We start from the raw sequence: 21637 nt of genomic DNA, 5'->3' as shown, positions 1-21637 counted from the left end.
TCTCTGCCCAATTTACAACTCTTCGCCCAATGATGGCCGGGTGGATGAGAACAGCTGGTCGAAGTGCGTCCCGGCGAAGGCCCATCACTCAAGGGAATTTTTCGGCGGCCCGTCCGTCCTGTCATGAGGGGCCCGGGGAGCCGGAACGCGCTTTCTTCGGTTGATCCCGGCTCGGCCGAAGCGGCATTCTTTCGGGGTACCTCAGGCGGGCGATACGGCGACCGAGGACGAAAGCGAATCGATGAGCAGCACCAACCTCGTTCCCTTCGCCGAAGCCGCCGTCTTCACGCTCGGCTGCGCCCTGATCGCGAGCCGCCGTTTCGAACCGCAGCGGCTCGGTGCGGTGCTCGGGCTCGCCACCATCACGCTGGCGGTTCTGCTGGTGGTCCTGGCGCTTCCCGACAGTCCGCAGGCGACGCTCGCCGACCCGGACGGCGTGCGCAATTTCCTGAACTGAGTTCGCTTCAGGCCGCGCCGGCCGGAAGGCTCAGGGTGACGGCAAGGCCCGGGGCATTGTCAGCGAGGTCGAGGCTTCCGCCGTGCAGCCGGGCGACGGCGGCGACGAGGCTGAGGCCCAGGCCGAAGCCGGGGCGAGTGCGGGCGGCGTCGAGGCGCACGAAGCGGTCGAGCACCCGATCGCGCTCGGCCTCCGGAATGCCGGGCCCGCGATCCGCGACGGTGAGCCGGATCATGCCGTCGGCGCGCCCAGCGGCGACCGTGATCGCCTGCGGATCGGATGGAGCGGACCGGGCGCCGTACTTGATGGCGTTGTCGAGGAGGTTGGCGATCGCCTGCCCCACCAGTTCACGGTTGCCGTCGAGGATCAGGTCCGGCTCGATATCGACGGTGAGGCTCAGCCCCCTGTCTTCGGCCAGCGGCTCGTAGAGTTCGGCCACCTCCTGCGCCACCGCCCCGGCATCGAAGCGGCTCACGCTTTCGGGCGCGTTGCCGGCCTCTAGGCGGGCGATGGTGAGGAGCGCGTTGAACACACGGATCAGCCCGTCGCTGTCCTCGATTACGCCTTCCATCGCCGCGCGCAGCGCCTCCGGCGTCTCGGCGGTGCGCAGGGCCTCGTCGGCGCGGTTGCGCAGGCGGGTCAGCGGCGTCTTGAGGTCGTGGGCGATGTTGTCGGAGACTTCCTTCATTCCGCGCATCAGCTCGCCGATGCGCTCCAGCATCAGGTTGAGATTCTGGGCGAGGCGATCCAGCTCGTCCCCGGCGCCGCCGACCCGCAGGCGGCCGTCGAGATCGCCCGCCATGATGGTGCGGGTCGTCTCGGTCATGTCGTCCACGCGCTTCAGCACGCGGCTCGCCACGAACCAGCCGCCGAGCACGCCGAGCAGCACGACGAGAGCCAGCGAGGAGCCGAAGGTGTTGCCGATCGCCGCGCGCAGGCGGTCGCGCTCCTCGGTGTCGCGGCCGACCACGAGCCGGAAGCCGCCGGCGAGGTTGAACACTCGCATGATCGCGCTGTGCCCGCTCGAGTCCGCCTCGGAGCCGCGCCCGTAATAGCTCTCGTACTGGCCGGGCCGTGCGAGGATATCGGCCGGCAGGCGGCTCACATTGCCGACGATGTGCTCGCCCGCGGGCGTGGTCACGAGGTAGAGCGAGGCGCCCGGCTCCCCCGCGCGCCGCTCCACCACGGCGATGAGCCGGCGCAGCCCCCCCGCCGTGTATTGCTCGGACAGCCCGTTGATCTCGGCATCGATGGTCGAGACGATCTGGTCGTCGAGGACCCGCCGCGCGTTCCAGGCGACGTAGCCGAGCCCGAGCGAGGCCAGCACCGCGAACAGAACGAGATAGGCGAGCGACAGCTTGAACGCCGTCGTGCGGAAGATCTTTCCGATCCGCGCGATGAGACCGTCCGGCGGCGATGCAGAAGGGCTCACGAGGCTTGCGGCTCGTCCGGCCGGATCACGTAGCCGGCCCCGCGCACCGTCTGGATCATCGGGTGCTCGAACCCGCGATCGATCTTCGCGCGCAGGCGCGAGACGTGGACGTCGATGACGTTGGTCTGCGGATCGAAATGGTAGTCCCAGACATGCTCCAGCAGCATCGTCCGGGTCACGACCTGCCCGGCATGGCGCATGAGGTACTCGAGCAGCCGGAACTCGCGCGGCTGCAGCACGATCTCGCGGCCCGCCCGCGTCACCCGGTGCGAGAGCCGGTCGAGTTCGAGGTCGCCGACCCGGTAGGCGGTGGCCTCGCTCTGACCGGTCGTGGCCGTGCGGCGGCGGGCCAACACCTCGGTGCGGGCCAGAAGCTCGGAGAAGGCATAGGGTTTCGGCAGATAGTCGTCGCCCCCGGCGCGCAGGCCCTTCACCCGGTCGTCCACTTGCCCCAAGGCCGAGAGGATAAGGACCGGCGTGGCGATGGCCTGCTCGCGCAAGGAGCGCACGAGCGAGAGCCCGTCGAGCTTGGGCAGCATGCGATCGACGATCAGCACGTCGTAATCGCCTTCGCGAGCGAGCGCGTAGCCGTCGAGGCCGTCGCCCGCATGGTCCACCGCGTGCCCGGCTTCCCGGAACGCTTTGACCAGATAGGCGGCGGCCTCGCGGTCGTCTTCGATGATGAGCAGGCGCATGACGCCCGTCAGATACGCCGCGCCACTCAGGAGCGCGAGGCGTTCACCGACAATTCCGGCTTATGGTTGAGGGTCTGGAACACGACGCAGTAGCGCTCGGTCAGCTTGAGGAGCTGGTCGAGCTTCTCCTGGGGGGCGTCAGTGTCGAGGTCGAACTTCAAGCGGATCGAGCGAAAGCCCACCGGCGCCTCCTTGTCGACACCGAGCGTGCCGCGAAAGTCGAGATCGCCCTCGGCGCTGACCGTGCCTGCCTTCAGCGGGATTGCCAGCGCGGTCGCCACCGCCTTCACCGTCACGCCCGCGCAGGCGACGAGCGCTTCGAGCAGCATGTCGCCGGAGCAGAGTTCGGCGCCCGAACCGCCGGTGGCGGGGTGCAGGCCGGCCACCGCCAGCGCGCGGCCGGTCTCGACCTTGCAGGCGATGCTGGTGTCGTCCAGCGAACCCTTCGCCTTGAGGGTGATGACGGCGGAATCCGGCGTCTCACGGTACTTGTTCTTGAGCGGGGCCTGGAGAGCGCGCAGGGCGTCGGCGTCCATGGATTTCCTCCGATTTTCTTGGTGGCGAGGATTTAGCGGCTTTCGCGCGCAAACGACACCTCGACAAGGGTCATCTCAGAACGAGCTGCCCCCGGCGAGTTCCGGCTTACGGGAGGCGTCGCGTGGGCGCAGGGAATGATCGAGGGCGGCGAGGATGTTGCGGGTCGCCGCCTCGCTCGGCGGCGCGGCCGGGTCGCGCGGCCGGCGCATCGGCAGGGCCACTGTGTCGTCGAGGCGGCCGGGGCGCGGGCGCATGACGATGGCGCGGTCGGCCAGCGCCACCGCCTCGGCGACGTCGTGGGTGACGATCAGCACCGTCGGCCGCACCTCCTCCCACAGGGCGAGGAGATGGCGGTGGAGATCCTTGCGGGTGAAGGCGTCGAGCGCCGAGAACGGCTCGTCGAGGAGCAGCACCCGCGGGTTGGCCACGAAGGCGCGGGCGATCGAGACGCGCTGCTGTTGCCCGCCCGATAATTCGCGTGGCCAGCGCCCGGCCTGCTCGGCGAGGCCGACCCGCTCCAGGGCGTGGGCGACGCGGTCCCGCCGCTCGCGCCTCGGCCGATGCTCGATGCCGAAGCCGACATTCTCGGCGACCGTCAGCCAGGGCAGCAGGCGCGGTTCCTGGAAGACGAGGCCGACGCCGGGATGGGGGCCGGTGATCGGCTCGCCGTCCAGCGCGATGCGGCCCGCACTCGGCCGGTCGAGCCCGGCGATGAGGCGCAGGAGCGTGGTTTTTCCGCAGCCCGAGCCGCCGATCAGCGCGACGATCTCGGCGTTCGGGACGTCGAGGTCGATGCCGTCGAGCGCGCGGGTGCCGTCGGCATAGGTCTTGGACAGGCTTTGGATGCTCAGCATGGCGGCCTCACAGCGTCTCGCGCGCCGTGTCCTGCCAGCGCACCAGCGGGCTGGTCAGGGCGACGAGCCCGGCATCGGCCGCCTTGCCGACGACGGCGAAGCTGATGATCGCGGCTAGGATCTGGTCGGGCTTGCTGAATTGCTGGCCGTCGAGCAGCAGGTAGCCGAGCCCCTCGGAGGCGCCCATCAGTTCGGCTGCCACCACGAACAGGAAGCCGAGGCCGAGCCCGGTGCGGAGCGCCGTTAGCGTCGCGGGCAGCACGGCGGGCAGGAGGATGCGCCGGGCGAGCGCGACACGCGAGAGGCGGAAAATGCGGCCGACCTCCACCAGCTTGCGATCGACCGAGGCGATGGCGCCTGCCACACCGATATAGACGGGAAAGAACACGCCCACCGAGATCAGGGCCACCTTCGGCGTCTCGAGAATGCCGAACCACAGGATGAACAGCGGCACCCAGGCGAGCGAAGGCACGGCGCGCAGGGCCTGGAGGCTTGGATCGACCAGCCAGCGCAGGGTCGGCAGCGTCGCGGTGAGCGCGCCCGCGAGGATGCCGGCGCCCGCCCCGAAGGCGAAGCCGAGGCCGACGCGGATCAGCGTCGCCTCGACATGGGTCCAGAGTTCGCCCGACGCCGCGAGCGTCCAGAGCGCGGCCGCGATCCGGCTCGGCGGCGGGAGCAAGCGCCCGGAAGCGAACCCTGCCGCGACCGCCGCCTCCCAGCCGAGCGCCAGGGCGAGCGGCAGCAGCAGGCCGAGCGCCAGCCGCGCACTGCCGCCGAGGATGGCGGAGCGACGCGCGGGCGCCGCCTTCGCTTCGGTGTCGTCGGAGATAACGGTGGTGACGCTCATGCGAGGGGGCCGCGCCGGATTTGCATAGTGTTCTCGACAAGTCCCTGCCGGATCGGCCGTTCAGCGCCGTGCATCGGTTGCCGCGCGCAGGGCAAGGCCCGCCAACACCGTTCCCATGAACCAGCGTTGCGCGAGGAGCCAGACGGGCCGCCCCTTCAGGAAGGCCGCGACGGACCCGGCCGACAGGACGATCACCGCGTTCACCGTGAGACTGACGGCGATCTGGACGAGGCCGAGGGCGAGGGACTGCGTCAGCACCCCGCCCGCCGCCGGATCGATGAATTGCGGCAGCAGCGATAGGTACATCACCGCGATCTTCGGGTTCAGCAGGTTCGTCAGAAAGCCCATGGCGAAGAGCCGCACCGTCCCGTCAGGCGGCAGCGGGCGGGTGTCGAAGGGCGAGCGGCCGCCGGGTCGCACGGCCTGCCATGCGAGGAAAAGGAGATAGACAGCACCCGCCAAGCGCAGGGCGTCGTAGGCGAAGGGCACCGCTACGAGGAGGGCGGTGATGCCGAAGGCCGCGCAGAGCAGGTAGACGAGGAAGCCCGCCGCGACGCCCGTCAGCGAGACCAGCCCGGCCGCCCGCCCCTGCACGACGGTGCGCGAGACGAGGTAGGCCATGTTCGGGCCGGGCGTCAGCACCATCCCGAGGCAGACCAGGGCAAAGGCGGCGAGGTGCGCAGCATCCGGCATCGGCAGGCTCAGCGCGCCGGAGCCGGGTTGAACTGCGGATCGATCAGGCCGTCCACCGCCGCCGCCACGTCGGTCGAGGCGGGGATGACGCCCGCCTGCTGCAAGGCAAGTCCGGCGGCACGAATGCTCTCGGCCTGGGCCGAACCGACGGCCGGCTGGCTGAGATCCGTGCGCTCGATCTGCTTGGCGATGACCGCCTCGGGCAGCTTGGTCGCCGAGACGAGCGCGCTCTTCAGGGCGTCCGGGTTGGCGAGCGCGTAGGCGCGGGCCTGCTCGTAGGCGGCGATGACGACGCGCACGAGATCTGGATGCGCCTTGGCGAAATCCTCGCGCACGTCGAGCACGCCCCAGGTGTTAGCGGCGGCGTCGCGGTGGAACAGCACGTCGCCGCTCTCGATCTCGGCGGCGGCCATCATCGGATCGAGCCCGGCCCAGGCATCGACGTCGCCGCGGTCGAGCGCCGTGCGGCCGTCGGCATGCTGGAGCAGGACGAGCTTGGCATCCTTCTCGGTGAGCCCGGCGCCCTGGAGCGCGCGGATCAGGAAGATGTGCGGATCGGTGCCGCGGGTGACGGCGATGCGCTTGCCCTTGAGGTCGGCGGGGCCTGCGATCCCGGTCTCCTTGCGGGTGACGAGCGCGGTCCATTCCGGCCGGGAATAGGCGTAGACGATCCTGACCGGGTTGCCGTTGATACGCGCCAGGAGTGCTGCCGCCCCGGCCGAGGAGCCGAAATCGATGGCGCCGCCGTTCAGGAATTCCAGCGCCTTGTTGGAGCCGAGCGACTGGACCCAGCGCACCTTGATGCCGCGGGCCTTCAACGCCTCCTCCAGGAACCCCTTCTCCTTCAGGACGAGGCTGACCGGATTATAGGTCGCCCAATCGAGCCGGATCTCGGAGACCTCGGCCGCCCGCAGGTTCGAACCCGTCGCGAACAGGCCGAACAATCCGGCGAATGCGGAGAGGACGGTGCGGCGTCGGATCATGCGGCTGTCTCCCGTGTCGGCCCGGCTTGTCACCCGGATCTCCGTAAGGGCTAGAACAGTCTCGTTCGTTTCGTCAAACGAAAATCCGCGAAACAGAACGGCTGAGTTGCACGCAACCGACCGATGCCGCCGCCGGCTTTACATGCTAACGGGACGGCCATGTTCGACCCCGTTCCCGTCCTGGAAAAGATCGTCGCCTCCCTCGACCGCGACGCCCGCGAACCGACCAAGCTGCGAGGGCTCCTTGTGCCGGAGTTGCGCAAGGTGATCGAGACCGGGCACGCGGAGGCCGAGCGGCTCCTGTTGAAGGAACGCGACGGCCTCGCCTGCGCGCAGCGTCTGAGCCGCCTCACCGACGCGGTGGTGCGGGCGATCTACGACGCCGTGGTCTGGCGCCTCTATCCCAACGACAACCCGTCCACCGGCGAGCACCTCGCGATCGTCGCCACCGGCGGCTACGGCCGAGGAACGATGGCGCCGGGCTCGGACATCGATCTGCTGTTCCTGCTGCCCTACAAGCAGACCGCGTGGTCCGAGAGCGTCGTGGAGGCGATGCTCTACGTGCTGTGGGACCTCAAGCTGAAGGTCGGCCACGCCACGCGCTCGGTGGAGGAGTGCCTGCGCGAGGGCCGCGCCGACATGACGATCCGCACCGCCTTGCTCGAATCCCGCTTCCTGTTCGGCTCGCGCTCGCTGTTCGAGGAGATGGTCACCCGCTTCGACACCGAACTGGTGATCGGCTCGGCCTCCGAGTTCGTGGACGCCAAACTCCGCGAGCGCGATGCCCGCGTCGCCAAGGCGGGCGCCTCGCGCTACCTCGTCGAGCCCAACGTCAAGGACGGCAAGGGCGGACTGCGCGACCTCAACACGCTCTTCTGGATCGCGAAATACACCTACCGCGTGCGTAACCAGGCCGAGCTGGTCCATGCCGGGCTGTTCACGCCGGACGAATACCGCCTGTTCGAGCGCTGCGAGGAGTTCCTGTGGCGGGTGCGCTGCCACATCCACTTCGTGACCGGGCGGCCGGAGGAGCGCCTCTCGTTCGGGCTGCAGCCCAAGATCGCCGAGCGGCTCGGCTTCGGCTCCCGCGGCGGCCTCTCGGGCGTCGAGCGCTTCATGAAGGCGTACTTCCTCATCGCCAAGGATGTCGGCGACCTCACCGCCATCGTCTGCGCCGAGCTGGAGGCGCGTCACGCCAAGCGCACGCCGGTGCTCGACCGCTGGATCGGCCGCTTCCGCGACCGCTTCCGAGCCACCTCGATCGAGGCGGAGGATTTCTGGATCGACAACGGCCGGGTCAATATCCGCGGCGAGGACACGTTCGAGCGCGATCCGGTCAACCTGATCCGTCTGTTCTGGCTCGCCGACCGCCACAACCTCCCGATCCATCCGGACGCGGCGCGCCTGGCCAACCGCTCGCTCAAGCTCATCACCCACGCGGTGCGCATCGACGCGGAAGCCAATCGGCTCTTCCTCGACATCCTCACCTCGAAGAACGCTCCGGAGACGATACTGCGTTCGATGAACGAGGCGGGCGTGCTCGGCCGGTTCATCCCGGAATTCGGGCGCATCGTCGCGATGATGCAGTTCAACATGTATCACCACTATACGGTGGACGAGCATCTGCTGCGCTCGCTCGGCGTGCTCGCGGCGATCGATTCCGGCCGGGTGCGCGACGAGCATCCGCTGGCCACACGCCTCATCGATACGATCCACAACCGCCGCGCCCTCTACGTCGCGATCCTGCTCCACGACATCGCCAAGGGGCGGCCGGAGGACCACTCGATTGCCGGCGCCGCCATCGCCCGCAAGCTCGGGCCGCGCTTCGGCCTGAGCCAGGCGGAGACCGCGACGGTCTCGTGGCTGGTCGAGCACCACCTGCTCATGTCGATGACGGCGCAGAGCCGCGACCTCTCCGACCGCAGGACGATCGAGAAGTTCGCAAGCGAGGTGCAGAGCCTGGAGCGGCTCAAGCTGCTGGCCATCCTCACCGTCGCCGACATCAAGGCGGTCGGCCCCGGCGTGTGGACGGCCTGGAAGGGCACGCTGCTGCGCACCCTCTACGACGAGACCGAGGTCGTCCTGTCCGGCGGCCATTCGGAGATCGCCCGCACCGACCGGGTGCGACTGATCCAGATGGCCCTGCGCGAGCAGCTCTCGGACTGGAACTCGGAGGTGTTCGACGCCTACGCCGGGCGCCACAACCAGGCCTACTGGCTCAAGGTGGACTCCACGCGCCACTTCAAGAACGCCCGCTTCCTGCGCACGGTCATGGAGGAGGGCCGCACCAGCGCCACGACCTACGAGACCGACCCGGTGCGCGGCGTGACCGAACTGACGGTCTATTCCCCCGACCATCCGCGGCTGCTCGCCATCATCACCGGCGCCTGCGCCACCATGGGCGGCAATATCGTCGATGCGCAGATCTTCACGACCACCGACGGCTTCGCCCTCGATTCGATCTTCATCTCCCGCGCCTTCGAACGGGACGAGGACGAGCTGCGCCGCGCCGGCCGCATCGCCACGGCGATCGAGCGAGCGCTGAAGGGCGAGATCAAGATCGCCGAACTCGTCGCCGACAAGCACCCGAAACAGCCGCCCAAGACCTTCCTCGTGCCGCCGGACGTGTCGATCGACAACGCCCTGTCGAGCCGCGAGACGGTGGTGGAGATCACCGGCCTCGACCGGCCGGGCCTGCTCTACGAGCTGACCACCGGGCTCAACCGCCTGAGCCTCAACATCACCTCGGCCCATGTGGCGACGTTCGGCGAGCGGGCGGTGGACGTGTTCTACGTGACCGACCTCACCGGCACCCGCGTGGTGCAGCCCGACCGCCTCGCGATGATCCGCGCCGCGGTGATGGAGGTGTTCGCCAGCGACGTCGCCGCGCTCCGCGCGGAAGGGCTCGACGCCCTCGTCGATTCACCGCCGCCGCGGGAACTCTGACCCGTCCGCCGCGCGGTGCGCTTGATTTCGGGGTTTGCCCGAATGATATCAGCCCCTTCCCGGAACACTTCGAGACCTGATCGATCGCACGATGATGGCTGACGACATGGAGAAGCAGGAGCGGCACGACGGCGCGGAGGCGGAGGCTTCGCCGCAATCCGGTGCCGCGCAGGCGGGCGCGGATTCGGAGGGGCTCGCCACTGCGATCGCCGAGCGCGACGAGTTCAAGGATCGCCTGCTGCGCACGCTGGCCGAGATGGAGAACCTGCGCCGCCGCACCGAGCGCGAGGTGGCGGATGCCCGCACCTACGCGGTGACGAACTTTGCCCGCGACATGCTCAACACCGCCGACAACATCCGCCGCGCGCTCGAAAGCGTTCCGGAGGAGGCGCGTGCGGGTGCCGAGGGCCCCTTCAAGGGTCTGATCGAGGGCATCGACCTCACCGAGCGGGATCTCGGCAAGACGCTGGAGCGCCACGGCGTGAAGGTGGTCGATCCCAAGGGACAGCGCTTCGACCCGAACCGCCATCAGGCGATGTTCGAGGTGCCCAACACCGAGGTTCCCAACGGCACCGTCGTCCAGGTGGTGCAGACCGGCTACGTCATCGGCGACCGCACCCTGCGCCCGGCCCTGGTCGGCGTCTCGAAGGGCGGCCCGAAGCCCGAGGCCAACAAGGACAAGCCCGCCGACGCGGCGTAACGCTTTTCCTTCAGTCGAAGAAAAAAGGCCGGCACCCCTGTGCCGGCCTTTTTCGTATGCGCTCTGGCTATTCCGCCGCCTGCCGCGTCGTCTCGCGAAACGGGTGAGCCGGGTAGGTGCCGATGATGCGCAGCTCCTTCGAGAAGTAGCGCAGCTCTTCGAGGGCCCGGCGCAGGCCGTCATCCTCGGGGTGGCCATCAACCTCGGCGTAGAACTGGGTCGCGGTGAACTGGCCCTCGACCATGTAGCTCTCGAGCTTCGACATGTTGACGCCGTTGGTCGCGAACCCGCCGAGCGCTTTGTAGAGCGCCGCCGGGATGTTGCGGACCCGGAAGATGAAGCTGGTCACCGTCGGGCCGTTGCCGGGCTCGCACTCGGCGGGGTCGGGCGAGAACACGACGAAGCGCGTGGTGTTGTGCGCCTCGTCCTCGACGTCGCGCTCCAGGATGTCGAGGCCGTAGACCTCGGCCGCCATAGCCGGCGCGAGCGCCGCGCGGCTGGGATCGCGCGCCTCCGCCACCTCGCGGGCCGCGCCCGCCGTGTCGCCGGCCACCACCGCCTTGAGGCCGAGCCGCCGGATGATCCGGCGGCACTGGCCGAGCGCGTGGATATGGCTGTGCACGCTCGTCAGCCGCTCCGCGCCGACGCCCGGCAGGGCCATGAGCTGGAAGTGGATCGGCAGGAAGTGCTCGGCGATGATGTGCAGCCGAGAGGTCGGGATCAGGTGGTGGATGTCGGCGACCCGGCCTGCGATCGAGTTCTCGATCGGGATCATCGCGAGGCTCGCCTTGCCCTCGTTCACCGCGGCGAAGGCGTCCTCGAAGGTGGCGCAGGGCAGAGCGGTCCAGCCGGGATAGGCCTGCGAGCAGATGATGTGCGAGTTGGCGCCGGGCTCGCCCTGGTAGGCAATGGTGCGGTCGGTCATCGGTGCTCTAGCGCGTTCAGTTCAGGCGGCGGATGGCGAGCAGCGTGCGGGCGCGCTCGAGGTCGGCGGGGGTGTCGACGCCGAGCGGCAGATCCTCGACGATCATCGCATCGATGCGCATGCCGGCCTCCAGCGCGCGCAACTGCTCCAGCTTCTCGCGCTTCTCCAGCTCGCCCTGCGGCAGGGCGACGAAGCGGGCGAGCGCCTTCCGGCGATAAGCGTAGAGGCCGATATGGTGGAACAGCGGCCCGTCGCCCCAAGGGGCGCGGGCGCGGGTAAAGGCCAGAGCGCGCAGGCGGTTGGGTCCCACCGTGTGGCCGATGATCTTGACCACGTTGGGATCGTCCATCTCCTCGGGCCGGTGGATCACCGCGCAGAGGGTGGCGATGTCGACCTGCGGGTCGGCAAGCGGCATCACGGATGCGGCGATGATCGCCGGGTCGATGGTCGGCAGGTCGCCCTGGACGTTGACGACGACATCGTGGTTGCCGTCGGGATCGACGATCTCAAGCGCTTCCGCGAGACGATCCGAGCCGGAAGGGTGGTCGGGCCGGGTCATCACCGCCAGCCCGCCCTGGGCCTCGATCGCCTCGGCGATCGCGTCCGTATCAGTGGCGACCACCACGGGGCCGATCCCCGCCTCCACCGCGCGGCGCCAGACATGCACGATCATCGGCACGCCCGCGATGTCGGCGAGCGGCTTCGACGGCAACCGGGTCGCGGCGAGGCGGGCCGGAATCAGGATCAGGGGATCGGACATGGCCTCAGAGGTCGGACGAACTGGGGCGGAAGAAATTTGAGCGCGCGGGAGCGCTCTAGCAGCGGCCGTCCGGCTTGTCATGGCAGGGCGTCCCCCGTCGCGGTGCGGCAGAGCTGCAACGAAAATGCCCGCTCGCGCGAAGCGTGTGACGAATAGCGGTGTGCGACAGCGCGCAGCGCGCATGGCCCATTGTCAAGATCGGGCCCGAGCGGCTAATCACCCTTGAAATCCTCCAAAGTCCGGCGTCTGCCCGTCGGGCCCTCATCCGCCGGGTCCTGATCCCGCGCGCCGGAGCTGTCGAGCATGGATTCCTTCGAGCTGAACAAGGTCGCGGGCGCGGTCCTGGGTGCCCTCCTGTTCGCGGTCGGGTCGGGCTTCGTTGCGGAGCTGATCTATCACCCGAAGCCCGCCGGAAGCGCCGGCTACCCCTTGCCCGAGCCGGAGCCGAAGAGCGGCGGCGCGGCAGCGGAAGCGCCGAAGGCCGAGCCCATCGCCGTGCGGCTCGCCAGCGCCGATGCCGACAAGGGCAAAGGCGGCACCAAGGCCTGCCAAGCCTGCCACAGCTTCGAGAAGGGCGGCCCCAACAAGGTCGGCCCGGATCTCTGGGAGATCGTGGAGCGCGAGAAGGCGCATGCCGCCAGCTTCGAATACTCCGCCGCGCTCAAGGAGAAGGGCGGCACGTGGACCTACGAGGATCTCGACCACTTCCTCGAGAACCCGAAGGGCTACGTGAAGGGCACGAAGATGGCGTTCGCCGGCATCGGCTCGCCGACGGACCGCGCCAACGTCATCGCCTATCTGCGTAGCCTCGCCGACAGCCCGAAGCCGCTGCCGGCCGCCGAGAAGAAGGCCGAGGCGGCACCTGAGGGTGACAAGAAGGCGGAAGCCGCCAAGCCGGCGGAAGGCAAGACCGAGGACAAGAAGGCCGACGGCAAGGCACCCGGCAAGTCCGAGGAGCGGCCGGTCGAGAGTGCGACCGGCGACAAGGACAAGGCGCCCAAGACCAACGCGCCGAAGGGCGACACGCAGTCCGGCGACGGCAAGGACACGGCCCGCCCGGTCCCCGCACCGCAGACCCAGCCGCAGCGCAACGAGGTTGCCCCGACGCAGGCCCCCGAGGCGAAGCCCTCGGGCGATATCCCGACCAAGGCGGAGCCCGGCTCCGAGTCCACGCCGGCCACCGAGCCGCCGGCCAAGGCCGATCCCGAGGCGCCCAAGCCGTAAGGCGAAACGGAAAGCGGATTGTTGTGAAAAGGCCGGGCCCCGCAAAGCCCGGCCTTTTCCATGTCGCACCCCCGGCTGCACGGCCTGCGCGCTCGCGGCGGGTTGGCGCCGGCCCCGGCCTCGTCCTAGAACGACGCCCGACTGACCTCTCACGGGATCGGGAGACCGCGCCAACGTGACGGAAACCACCGTAATTGCCCGCCGCAGCTTCCTTGCCGGAGCGCTCGTCCTCATGGGGCTGCGAGGCTCCGCCTCGGCCCAGGAGCCCGCCGAATCCGCCTCGAAGGTCTCGGCGCAGGAGGCACCCGGCAAGGGTTCGGGTTCCTGGCGCCACGCGCTGACTCTGCTCGGCGAGCCGAAATACGGGCCGGACTTCCCACATTTCGACTATGCCGACCCCAAGGCACCGGTCGGCGGCATGGTGCGGCTCGGGGCCCAGGGCGGCTTCGACAACCTCAACTTCATCGTCAACGGCCTGAAGGGGGATCTCGAAGGCGGGATCACCCAGATCTACGACACGCTGATGGAGGATTCCGGCGACGAGCCGTTCTCTTCCTACGGGCTCCTCGCCGAGGGCGTGCGGATCGCCGAGGACGGCCAGTCGGTGACCTATCGCCTACGGCCGAATGCGCGCTGGCATGACGGCAAGCCGGTCACCGTCGAGGACGTGATCTGGTCCTTCGACACCCTGAAGGCCAACAGCCCGTTCTACGCCGCCTACTACCACACCGTGGCCAAGGCCGAGCCGGGTGCCGAACGCGAAGTCGTCTTCCGCTTCAGCGAGGCCGGCAACCGCGAGCTGCCGCAGGTGCTCGGCCAGATGCAGGTGCTGCCGAAGCACTGGTGGACCGGCACCGACAAGGCCGGCAAGCCGCGCAGCGCCACCGAAACGACTCTGGAAATCCCGCTCGGTTCGGGCCCCTATCGGCTAACCAAGGTCGATGCCGGCCGTTCGGCCGTCTACGAGCGGGTGGCCGATTACTGGGGCAAGGACCTGCCGGTGAACCGCGGCCGCAACAATTTCGGTACGGTCCGCTTCGAGTATTTCCGCGACGGGTCGGTGCTGCTGGAGGCGCTGAAGGGCGACCTCTACGATTTCCGCAGCGAGAACATCGCCCGCAACTGGGCCACCGTCTACGACGACTTCCCGGCGGTGAAGGAGGGACGCCTCATCAAGGAAGAGTTCCCCGGCCGCGGCACCGGCATCATGCAGGCGTTCGTGTTCAACCTGCGCCGGGACAAGTTCAAGGACGAGCGCGTGCGCCGCGCCTTCAACCTCGCCCTGAACTTCGAGGAGATGAACCGGCAGCTCTTCTACGGCCTCTACAGCCGGATCGATTCCTACTTCTACGGCTCGGACCTCGCCTCGTCGGGCCTGCCCGACGGGATCGAAAAGGTGATCCTGGAGAGCGTGAAGGACAAACTGCCGGCCAGCGTCTTCACCGAGACCTACACCAACCCCGTCAACGACACGCCCGAGGCCGCGCGGGCCAACCTGCGCAAGGCGGTCGGCCTGCTGCGTGAGGCCGGCTACGAGCTGAAGGGCGGCCGGATGGTCGCCAAGGCGACCGGCGAGCCGCTGACCGTCGAGTTCCTCGAATTCCAGAACGTGTTCGAGCGGGTGATCCTGCCCTACGCCGCGCAGCTCAAGCTGATCGGCATCGAGTCCTCGATCCGAGTGATCGATCAGGCGCAGTACCAGAACCGCCTGCGAAGCTTCGATTTCGACATCACGACCTCGAACTGGCCGGAATCGCTGTCGCCCGGCAACGAGCAGCGCGAGTACTGGGGCTCGGCGGCGGCCGACAAGCCCGGCTCGCGCAACATCGCCGGGATCAAGGATGCCGGCATCGACGCGCTGATCGAGAAGCTGATCTTCGCTGGCGACCGCGAGACCCTGGTCGCCGCCACGCACGCCCTCGACCGGGCGCTGCTCGCCCACCATTTCATGGTGCCGCAATGGTCCTCGCCGGTCACGCGGACGCTGCGCTGGAACCGCTTCGGCCGCCCGGCGGTGCTGCCGAAATACGGCGCTTCCGGCTTCCCGACGACGTGGTGGTACGACGAGGCGCTCGCCGCCAAGACGGGGGCGCCGCGATGAGCGCGGGCGCGACCCGCCGGAGCGTCGTCCTCGGCTCGGGGGTGCTGGCACTCGCGGGCGCCCTGCCCTGTTCGGCCCGCGCCGAGGAAGTGCGCAAGACTCACGGCCTATCAAGCTTCGGCGAGCTGAAATACGCGCCGGACTTCCCGAACTTCGACTACGTGAACCCGATGGCGCCGCGCGGCGGGCGCTTCGCGACCCATCTCGTCCAGACCTTCGGCAATCAGGCGTTCGACACCTTCGACACGCTCAACCCCTACGTCTTCCGCGGCAACGGCGCGGCCGGCATCAATCTCACCTTCGACAGCCTGATGGTGCGCGCGCTCGACGAGCCGGACGCGCTCTACGGCCTCCTCGCCCGCTCGGTCGAGATCAGCCCCGACGGCCTGACCTACCGCTTCGCTCTTCGCCCGCAGGCGCACTTTCACGATGGTTCGCCCCTGACCGCGCGGGACGCGGCCTTCTCCCTCACCATCCTCAAGGAGAAGGGCCACCCGACGATCGCGCAGGTGATCCGCGATGTCGCGGAGGCGATCGCCGAGGGCGACGAGACCCTGGTGGTCCGCTTCGCCCCCGGTCGTAGCCGCGACCTGCCGCTGATCGTCGCCGGACTGCCGATCTTCTCGGCCAAGTTCTTCGAGGGGCGCGACTTCGAGGCCCAGACCCTCAAGCCGCTGCTCGGCTCCGGCCCGTATCAGGTCGGGCGGCTCGACATCGGCCGCTTCATCGAGTTGGAGCGCGTCACCGATTACTGGGCGGCGGATCTGCCGGTGATGGTCGGGCAGAACAACTTCGATCAGCTCCGCTACGAGTATTTCCGCGATCGGCAGGTGGCGTTCGAGGCGTTCAAGGGCGGCGCTTACACCTACCGCCAGGAATTCACCTCGCGGATCTGGGCGGCGGGATACGATTTTCCCGCCGCGCGCGAGGGCCGCGTCAAGCGCGAGACCCTGCCCGACACCTCGCCCGCCAACATCCAGGGCTGGTTCTTCAACACCCGCCGCGAGGTGTTCAAGGATCCCCGCGTGCGCGAGGCGATCGGCCTCTGCTTCGACTTCCCCTGGACCAACCGCACGGCGATGTTCGGCTCCTACGAGCGCACCGTCTCGTTCTTCCAGAAGACCGACCTGATGGCGACGGGCAAGCCCTCGGCGGAGGAGCTGGCGCTGCTCGAACCCCTCAGCGGGCAGGTGCCGGCCGAGGTTTTCGGCGAGGCCTGGACGCCCCCGGTGCCGGACGGCTCGGGGCAGGACCGGGCGCTGCTCGCCCGCGCCGTGGCTCTGCTCAAGGAGGCGGGCTGCACCCGCGAGGGCGGCGCCCTCCGGCTGCCGAGCGGCAAGCCAATCGAGCTCGAGTTCCTCGTTTCGGATTCGGTCTGGGAGCCGATCGTCCAGCCCTTCATCCGCAATCTCGGGCTGATCGGCATCAAGGCGCGCCAGCGGGCGGTCGATGCCGCGCAGTATCAGGCGCGGGTGCGCGACTTCGACTTCGACATCACCTCCCGCGCCGCCTCGGGCGATGCGACGCCGGGGCCGGAGCTGCGCGAGGCCTACGGCTCGCGTGCGGCGGCGATCCCCGGCTCCAACAACCTCGCCGGCATCAGCGATCCGGCGATCGACGCGCTGCTCGACCGCATCGCCAACGCGGATTCGCGCGCAAACCTCGCGGTGGCCTGCCGCGCCCTCGACCGGGTGATGCGGGCCGGCCGCTACTGGATCCCGATGTGGTACTCGCCCGAGTACCGCCTCGCCCTGTGGGACGTGTTCGGCCGCCCGGCGAAGCTGCCGACCTACGGGCTCGGCGTGCCGGGCCTGTGGTGGTACGACGAGGCCAAGGCGCGCCGGATCGGCCGGGGCTGAGGATCAAGCATGCTCGCCTACATCCTGCGCCGCATCGCGCTGATGATCCCGACGATCTTCGGGATCATGCTCATCACCTTCGCCATCATCCAGTTCGCCCCCGGTGGGCCGGTGGAGCGGGTGCTCGCCCAGCTCCAGGGCCAGCAGGAAGGCTCGCTCTCGCGCATCACCGGCGGCCAGGGCGACCTCGGCGGCGGGGCGGTCCGTGGTGGCAGCGGTGAATCCTCGAAGTACCGCGGCGCGCAGGGGCTCGACCCGGCCTTCATCAAGAAACTCGAAGCGCAGTTCGGCTTCGACAAGCCCGCCTACGAGCGCTTCGGCAAGATGCTGTGGGACTATCTGCGCTTCGATTTCGGCCGCAGCTACTTCCGCGATGTCTCGGTGCTGGACCTGATCAAGGAGAAGCTCCCGGTCTCGATCTCGCTCGGCCTGTGGATGACGCTGATCTCCTACGCGATCTCGATCCCGCTCGGCATCCGCAAGGCGGTCTCCGACGGTTCGCGCTTCGACGTCTGGACCTCGGCCGTCGTCATCGTCGGCTACGCGATCCCGAGCTTCCTGTTCGGCATCCTGCTGGTGATCCTGTTCGCGGGCGGCTCCTTCTTGCAGATCTTCCCGCTGCGCGGCCTCACCTCCGAGAATTTCGAGTCCTTGAGCCTCTGGGGCAAGGCCTTGGACTATGCGTGGCACCTCGTGCTGCCGCTCTCCGCCCTGGTGCTCGGTGCCTTCGCCACCTCGACGCTGCTGACCAAGAACTCGTTCCTCGACGAGATCCGCAAGCAATACGTCGTCACCGCCCGCATGAAGGGCGTGAGCGAGCGGCGCGTCCTCTACGGCCACGTCTTCCGCAACGCGATGCTCATCGTCATCGCCGGCTTTCCCGGCGCCTTCATCACCGCCTTCTTCACCGGCTCGCTGCTGATCGAGACGATCTTCTCACTCGACGGGCTCGGGCTCCTGTCCTTCTCCTCCATCGTCGGCCGCGACTATCCGGTGGTGTTCGCCACGCTCTACATCTTCTCCCTGCTTGGGCTCGCGGTGAACCTGCTCTCCGACCTCACCTACACCTGGATCGATCCGCGCATCGATTTCTCGGCGCGGGGCGCCTGACCAAGGCCTCGGTTTGCCGGCTACCCGGCTGGCTGCTATCGGCCGGGCAGACCTCGCTCGCCGGACGCCACCCGTGACCGCCCTCCCCCTCGTCATCCGACCCGAGCACCCGGACGACGCCGCGGCGATCGAGCGGCTGCACGCCCGTGCCTTCGGCCCCGGCCGCTTCGCCCGCACCGCCTACCGCCTGCGCGAGGGCGCAGCCCCCCTGCCCGATCTCTGCCTGACGGCGCTCGTCGGCACCTATCTCGTCGGCTCGGTGCGGATCGGGCCGGCCGAGACGCAGGGCAGCTCGCTCCTCGTGCTCGGGCCGCTCACCGTCGATCCGAGCTTCTCCGACCGCGGAATCGGCACGAGCCTGATGCAGGCAAGCCTCGACGCCGCCCGCATGGCCGGCCACGGCCTCGTCGTCCTTGTCGGCGATGCGCCCTATTACCGCCGCTTCGGCTTCCTGCCCGTGCCCGCGGGCCGGCTCACCCTGCCGGGGCCGGTCGATCCCGCGCGCTTCCTCTGGCTCGAACTCAAGGACGGGGCGAGCGCCGGCCTCTCCGGCACGATCCGGTCACCGCGCGGATAGTGCGGCTCGCGACGAACAGGCCGCGCTTGACCGCCGGGATCGAGGATCGGACACCAGGGCAAACACCAAAATCACCGGAAACGCCCGCCGTGCCGAGCATCGACGACCGCCAGCCCCCACTCCGCTTCAACGCCGCCCGCTACTGCCTCGCGGAAAACGCTCGCCTGCGCGGCGATAAGACCGCTCTGATCATGGTCGGTGACGGCGGTACCGTCAGCCGCCTCACCTATGCGCAAGCCGACCGGGCGGTGCGCGGCATCGCGGCGGGGCTGCTCGGTCTCGGGCTGAAGGCCGGCGACCGGGTGATGATCCGCATGGGCAACGAGGCCGACTACGTGCTGGTCTATTTCGGTGCGCTGGCCGCCGGGCTCGTCGCCCTTCCCTCCTCGCCGCAACTGACGGCCGACGAAGCCGCCTTCCTGATGGAGAATGCCGGCGTCGCCGCCGTGGTGACCGGCGAAGGATTCTGTGGCGCGCCGCCGACGAATTGCATCCCGCTCGACTCCGAGACAATCGCGGCGATGAAGGCGGGCGAGCCGCTCGCCGACTACGCCGACACCGCCGCCGACGATCCGGCGACCCTCGTCTACACCTCCGGCACCACGAGCCGCCCGAAAGGCGTGCTCCACGCCCACCGCGCCGTCTGGGGCCGCCGACCGATGCATGCGCATTGGCTCGGCCTCACCGAATCCGACGTGATGCTGCATGCCGGCACGATGAATTGGACCTACACGCTGGGCGTCGGCATCACCGACCCCTGGGCCTGTGGCGCGACGACGGTGCTCTATAACGGCCCCCGCGACCGCGGGATCTGGCCCCGCCTGATCGCCGAGCAGGGCGCGACGATCTTCGCGGCGGTGCCGAGCGTCTACCGCCAGATCCTCAAATACGCCGACCTCGCCGAGCACGATCTCTCCCGCCTGCGCCACGGCGTCACCGCCGGCGAGGCGCTCTCGGCCGACCTCCTCGACGCCTGGACGGAGGCCACGGGCAAGCCTCTCTACGAGGCGCTCGGCATGAGCGAGATCTCGACCTACGTGTCGAGCGGCCCGACCATCCCCGTTCGCCCCGGTTCGCCCGGCCGACCTCAACCGGGTCGCCACGTCGCGATCCTGCCCGCCGACGGGCCGCCCGAACCGCTGCCGCCGGGCGAGACCGGCCTGCTGGCGATCCACCGCTCCGATCCCGGCCTGATGCTCGGTTACTGGCAGCGGCCGGAGGAAGAGGCGGCGGTACTACGCGGCGAATGGTTTGCCGGCGGCGACCTCGCGAGCTTCGATGCCGACGGCTACCTCTGGTTCCACGGCCGCAACGACGACCTGATGAACGCCATGGGCTACCGTGTCTCGCCCGTCGAGGTGGAGGGCGTGTTGGCGGGCCATCCCGACATTGCCGAGGTCGGTGTGACGGAACTGGCCGTCCGCGCGGATCTGCGGGTCATCGCCGCCTTCGTGGTTCTGCGCCCCGGCGCCGAGCCCGACGCCGACGGGCTCATTGCGTGGTGCGGCGAGCGGCTGGCCGCCTACAAGGCACCGCGCGCCATCCGCTTCGTCGAGGCGCTGCCCCGCACCGCCAACGGCAAGGTTCAGCGCAAGCGTCTGGCGGAGGCCGCCGGATAGCCGCGCTTGTTCGCGCGAAATCCGGCCGGTACAGCGATGGCGCCGCACGTATCGAGACCCATGGCCCCGCTTCCGTTCTCCGTCTTCATCATCGTCAAGAACGAGGCCGACCGCATCGGCGCGACCCTCGCGGCGGTGCGTGATCTCGCCGACGACATCGTCGTGGTCGATTCCGGTTCGACCGACGGGACACAGGCGCTCGCGGCCTCGCTGGGCGCTCGGGTGATCCACAACGACTGGCCGGGCTACGGCCGGCAGAAACGCTTCGCGGAAGGCCAGTGCCGCCACGCTTGGGTGCTCAACCTCGACGCCGACGAGGTGGTGCCGCCCGATCTCGCCGACCAGATCCGCGCCGTCTTCGCCCACGGCGAGCCCGCGCACGCCGCATGGTCCATTGCCATCGCCGAGATTTTTCCGGGCGAGACACGGCCCCACCCCTGGGCCTATGTGCTGACCCCCGTGCGGCTCTACCGGCGGGATTTGAGCACCTACTCCACCTCCCCGGTCCACGATCGGGTGGTACTCGGGCCCGGCGTCACCACGGGGCGGATCAAAGGGCGCATCCACCATTTCTCGGTGCGCTCGCTGGGTGACCAGCTCGCCAAGCTCAACCGCTATTCCGACCAGCAGGCCGACGACCTCGACGCCCGCGGCGTCACGATCCCGGCTTGGCGCCTCTACGTGGAACTGCCGGGCAACTTCCTGAAGGCCTATTTCGGCCGGCGCCACTTCGTCCGCGGCGCCTACGGCTTCCTCACGGCGATGAACTACGCGATCTCGCGCCATCTACGGGTGGCCAAGCATTACGAGCGCCGTGTCACAACCCCGCGCCGACCGGGTTGACCCGTCCCGCCGGAGCTTCTACAGCCAAGCGCAGTGGAGACGTGGCCGAGAGGCTGAAGGCACTCGTTTGCTAAATGAGCATACCCCTAATAAGGGTATCGAGGGTTCGAATCCCTCCGTCTCCGCCACCCCTACCAGCCCGCAAAACATGTTGATGAACAGCGGACAGGTTTGCGCCTAAAATCGGCTTGTCACCGATTTGTCCCGCGGAACGCCGCTGCGAAAAAGCCTGGGCGATGGCTGGGCGGGACCGACAGAACGTCGCCGAGCACCTTGCAGGTGTGCTCCGCCATCCGACTTCAAGTTGGCATGCTCCGGATTGCTGCGGTGCTGCAATCAGTTCGGCAGATCCCGTGCCGTGATTTCGCTCATGAGGCGTTGATAGCCCTCGTTCACGCTTTCAGATTTCGCGAGGCTGGTCGAGACGCTTGGGCTGCGGCCGGGCGGGGGCGGTCTGTTCGTTCAGGACGCGATT

19 protein-coding genes and 1 tRNA gene are annotated in these 21637 nt (G+C 68.9%); 11 read left to right on the top strand and 9 right to left on the bottom strand.

Annotation, left to right across the window (positions count from 1 at the left end):
• Positions 1–241: 241 nt before the first annotated feature.
• Complete coding sequence (locus tag J2W78_RS02860; protein ID WP_253367886.1) at positions 242–457, top strand: hypothetical protein; 216 nt, start codon at positions 242–244, stop codon at positions 455–457.
• 7 nt (positions 458–464) lie between these two features.
• Here the strand turns inward: J2W78_RS02860 and J2W78_RS02855 are convergent, their stop codons facing one another.
• The 7 genes from J2W78_RS02855 to J2W78_RS02825 form a co-directional block, all read right to left on the bottom strand.
• Positions 465–1889 carry a sensor histidine kinase gene (locus J2W78_RS02855; protein ID WP_253367884.1) on the bottom strand — a complete coding sequence of 475 codons (1425 nt, stop codon included), beginning with the start codon at positions 1887–1889 and terminating at the stop codon, positions 465–467.
• Entirely contained in the window at positions 1886–2584 is a 699-nt protein-coding gene (locus tag J2W78_RS02850; protein WP_253367882.1) for a response regulator transcription factor, read from the bottom strand. The genes J2W78_RS02855 and J2W78_RS02850 overlap by 4 nt, the downstream gene beginning before the upstream one ends.
• A 26-nt stretch (positions 2585–2610) precedes the next feature.
• Positions 2611–3120 carry an OsmC family protein gene (locus tag J2W78_RS02845; RefSeq protein ID WP_253367880.1) on the bottom strand — a complete coding sequence of 170 codons (510 nt, stop codon included), beginning with the start codon at positions 3118–3120 and terminating at the stop codon, positions 2611–2613.
• Between the two features lie 75 nt (positions 3121–3195).
• Positions 3196–3975, bottom strand: coding sequence for an ABC transporter ATP-binding protein (locus J2W78_RS02840; RefSeq protein ID WP_253367879.1), 780 nt, complete (start codon positions 3973–3975; stop codon positions 3196–3198).
• Positions 3976–3982: 7 nt separating this feature from the next.
• Positions 3983–4822 carry an ABC transporter permease gene (locus J2W78_RS02835; RefSeq protein ID WP_253367877.1) on the bottom strand — a complete coding sequence of 280 codons (840 nt, stop codon included), beginning with the start codon at positions 4820–4822 and terminating at the stop codon, positions 3983–3985.
• Between the two features lie 60 nt (positions 4823–4882).
• Positions 4883–5515 carry a LysE family translocator gene (locus J2W78_RS02830; protein ID WP_253367875.1) on the bottom strand — a complete coding sequence of 211 codons (633 nt, stop codon included), beginning with the start codon at positions 5513–5515 and terminating at the stop codon, positions 4883–4885.
• An 8-nt stretch (positions 5516–5523) separates the two neighbouring features.
• Positions 5524–6498, bottom strand: coding sequence for an aliphatic sulfonate ABC transporter substrate-binding protein (locus J2W78_RS02825; RefSeq protein ID WP_253367866.1), 975 nt, complete (start codon positions 6496–6498; stop codon positions 5524–5526).
• Positions 6499–6657: 159 nt separating this feature from the next.
• Between J2W78_RS02825 and J2W78_RS02820 the strand changes: the two genes are divergently transcribed.
• Together J2W78_RS02820 and grpE are read left to right on the top strand one after the other, a co-directional pair.
• Positions 6658–9444 carry a [protein-PII] uridylyltransferase gene (locus J2W78_RS02820; RefSeq protein ID WP_253367857.1) on the top strand — a complete coding sequence of 929 codons (2787 nt, stop codon included), beginning with the start codon at positions 6658–6660 and terminating at the stop codon, positions 9442–9444.
• Between the two features lie 91 nt (positions 9445–9535).
• Positions 9536–10144 carry a nucleotide exchange factor GrpE gene (gene grpE / locus J2W78_RS02815; protein WP_253367840.1) on the top strand — a complete coding sequence of 203 codons (609 nt, stop codon included), beginning with the start codon at positions 9536–9538 and terminating at the stop codon, positions 10142–10144.
• A 67-nt stretch (positions 10145–10211) separates the two neighbouring features.
• On the opposite strand, the gene J2W78_RS02810 is transcribed toward grpE, so the two are convergent.
• Both J2W78_RS02810 and J2W78_RS02805 read right to left on the bottom strand, forming a co-directional pair.
• Positions 10212–11069: a prephenate dehydratase gene (locus tag J2W78_RS02810; protein ID WP_253367838.1), complete on the bottom strand. Its 858-nt coding sequence runs from the start codon at positions 11067–11069 to the stop codon at positions 10212–10214.
• Positions 11070–11085: 16 nt separating this feature from the next.
• Entirely contained in the window at positions 11086–11829 is a 744-nt protein-coding gene (locus tag J2W78_RS02805) for a 3-deoxy-manno-octulosonate cytidylyltransferase (RefSeq protein WP_253367836.1), read from the bottom strand.
• A 303-nt stretch (positions 11830–12132) separates the two neighbouring features.
• Here J2W78_RS02805 and J2W78_RS02800 point away from each other — a divergent pair, with 303 nt between their 5' ends.
• The 8 genes from J2W78_RS02800 (at position 12133) to J2W78_RS02765 (ending at position 21290) form a co-directional block, all read left to right on the top strand.
• The gene (locus J2W78_RS02800; protein ID WP_253367834.1) at positions 12133–13053 is read left to right on the top strand and encodes a c-type cytochrome; all 921 of its coding nucleotides are present in this window, start codon (positions 12133–12135) and stop codon (positions 13051–13053) included.
• A gap of 175 nt (positions 13054–13228) precedes the next feature.
• Positions 13229–15154 carry an extracellular solute-binding protein gene (locus tag J2W78_RS02795; protein WP_253367832.1) on the top strand — a complete coding sequence of 642 codons (1926 nt, stop codon included), beginning with the start codon at positions 13229–13231 and terminating at the stop codon, positions 15152–15154.
• Positions 15151–17013, top strand: coding sequence for an extracellular solute-binding protein (locus tag J2W78_RS02790; RefSeq protein WP_253367830.1), 1863 nt, complete (start codon positions 15151–15153; stop codon positions 17011–17013). The genes J2W78_RS02795 and J2W78_RS02790 overlap by 4 nt, the downstream gene beginning before the upstream one ends.
• A gap of 9 nt (positions 17014–17022) precedes the next feature.
• Positions 17023–18123: a microcin C ABC transporter permease YejB gene (locus J2W78_RS02785; RefSeq protein WP_253367828.1), complete on the top strand. Its 1101-nt coding sequence runs from the start codon at positions 17023–17025 to the stop codon at positions 18121–18123.
• 73 nt (positions 18124–18196) lie between these two features.
• Complete coding sequence (locus tag J2W78_RS02780; protein ID WP_253367826.1) at positions 18197–18700, top strand: GNAT family N-acetyltransferase; 504 nt, start codon at positions 18197–18199, stop codon at positions 18698–18700.
• Between the two features lie 89 nt (positions 18701–18789).
• On the top strand, positions 18790–20319 hold the full coding sequence (locus J2W78_RS02775) for a class I adenylate-forming enzyme family protein (RefSeq protein WP_253367824.1): 1530 nt from the start codon (positions 18790–18792) through the stop codon (positions 20317–20319).
• A gap of 60 nt (positions 20320–20379) precedes the next feature.
• On the top strand, positions 20380–21162 hold the full coding sequence (locus tag J2W78_RS02770; protein ID WP_253367822.1) for a glycosyltransferase family 2 protein: 783 nt from the start codon (positions 20380–20382) through the stop codon (positions 21160–21162).
• Between the two features lie 35 nt (positions 21163–21197).
• A tRNA-Ser gene (locus J2W78_RS02765) sits at positions 21198–21290 on the top strand.
• Positions 21291–21637: the final 347 nt, after the last annotated feature.

This window comes from Methylorubrum extorquens (assembly GCF_024169925.1).
In the GTDB taxonomy this organism is placed as follows: domain Bacteria; phylum Pseudomonadota; class Alphaproteobacteria; order Rhizobiales; family Beijerinckiaceae; genus Methylobacterium; species Methylobacterium extorquens_A.
Note: the sequence above shows the minus strand (reverse complement) of the source record. Positions and strands in the feature narration are given on the sequence as shown.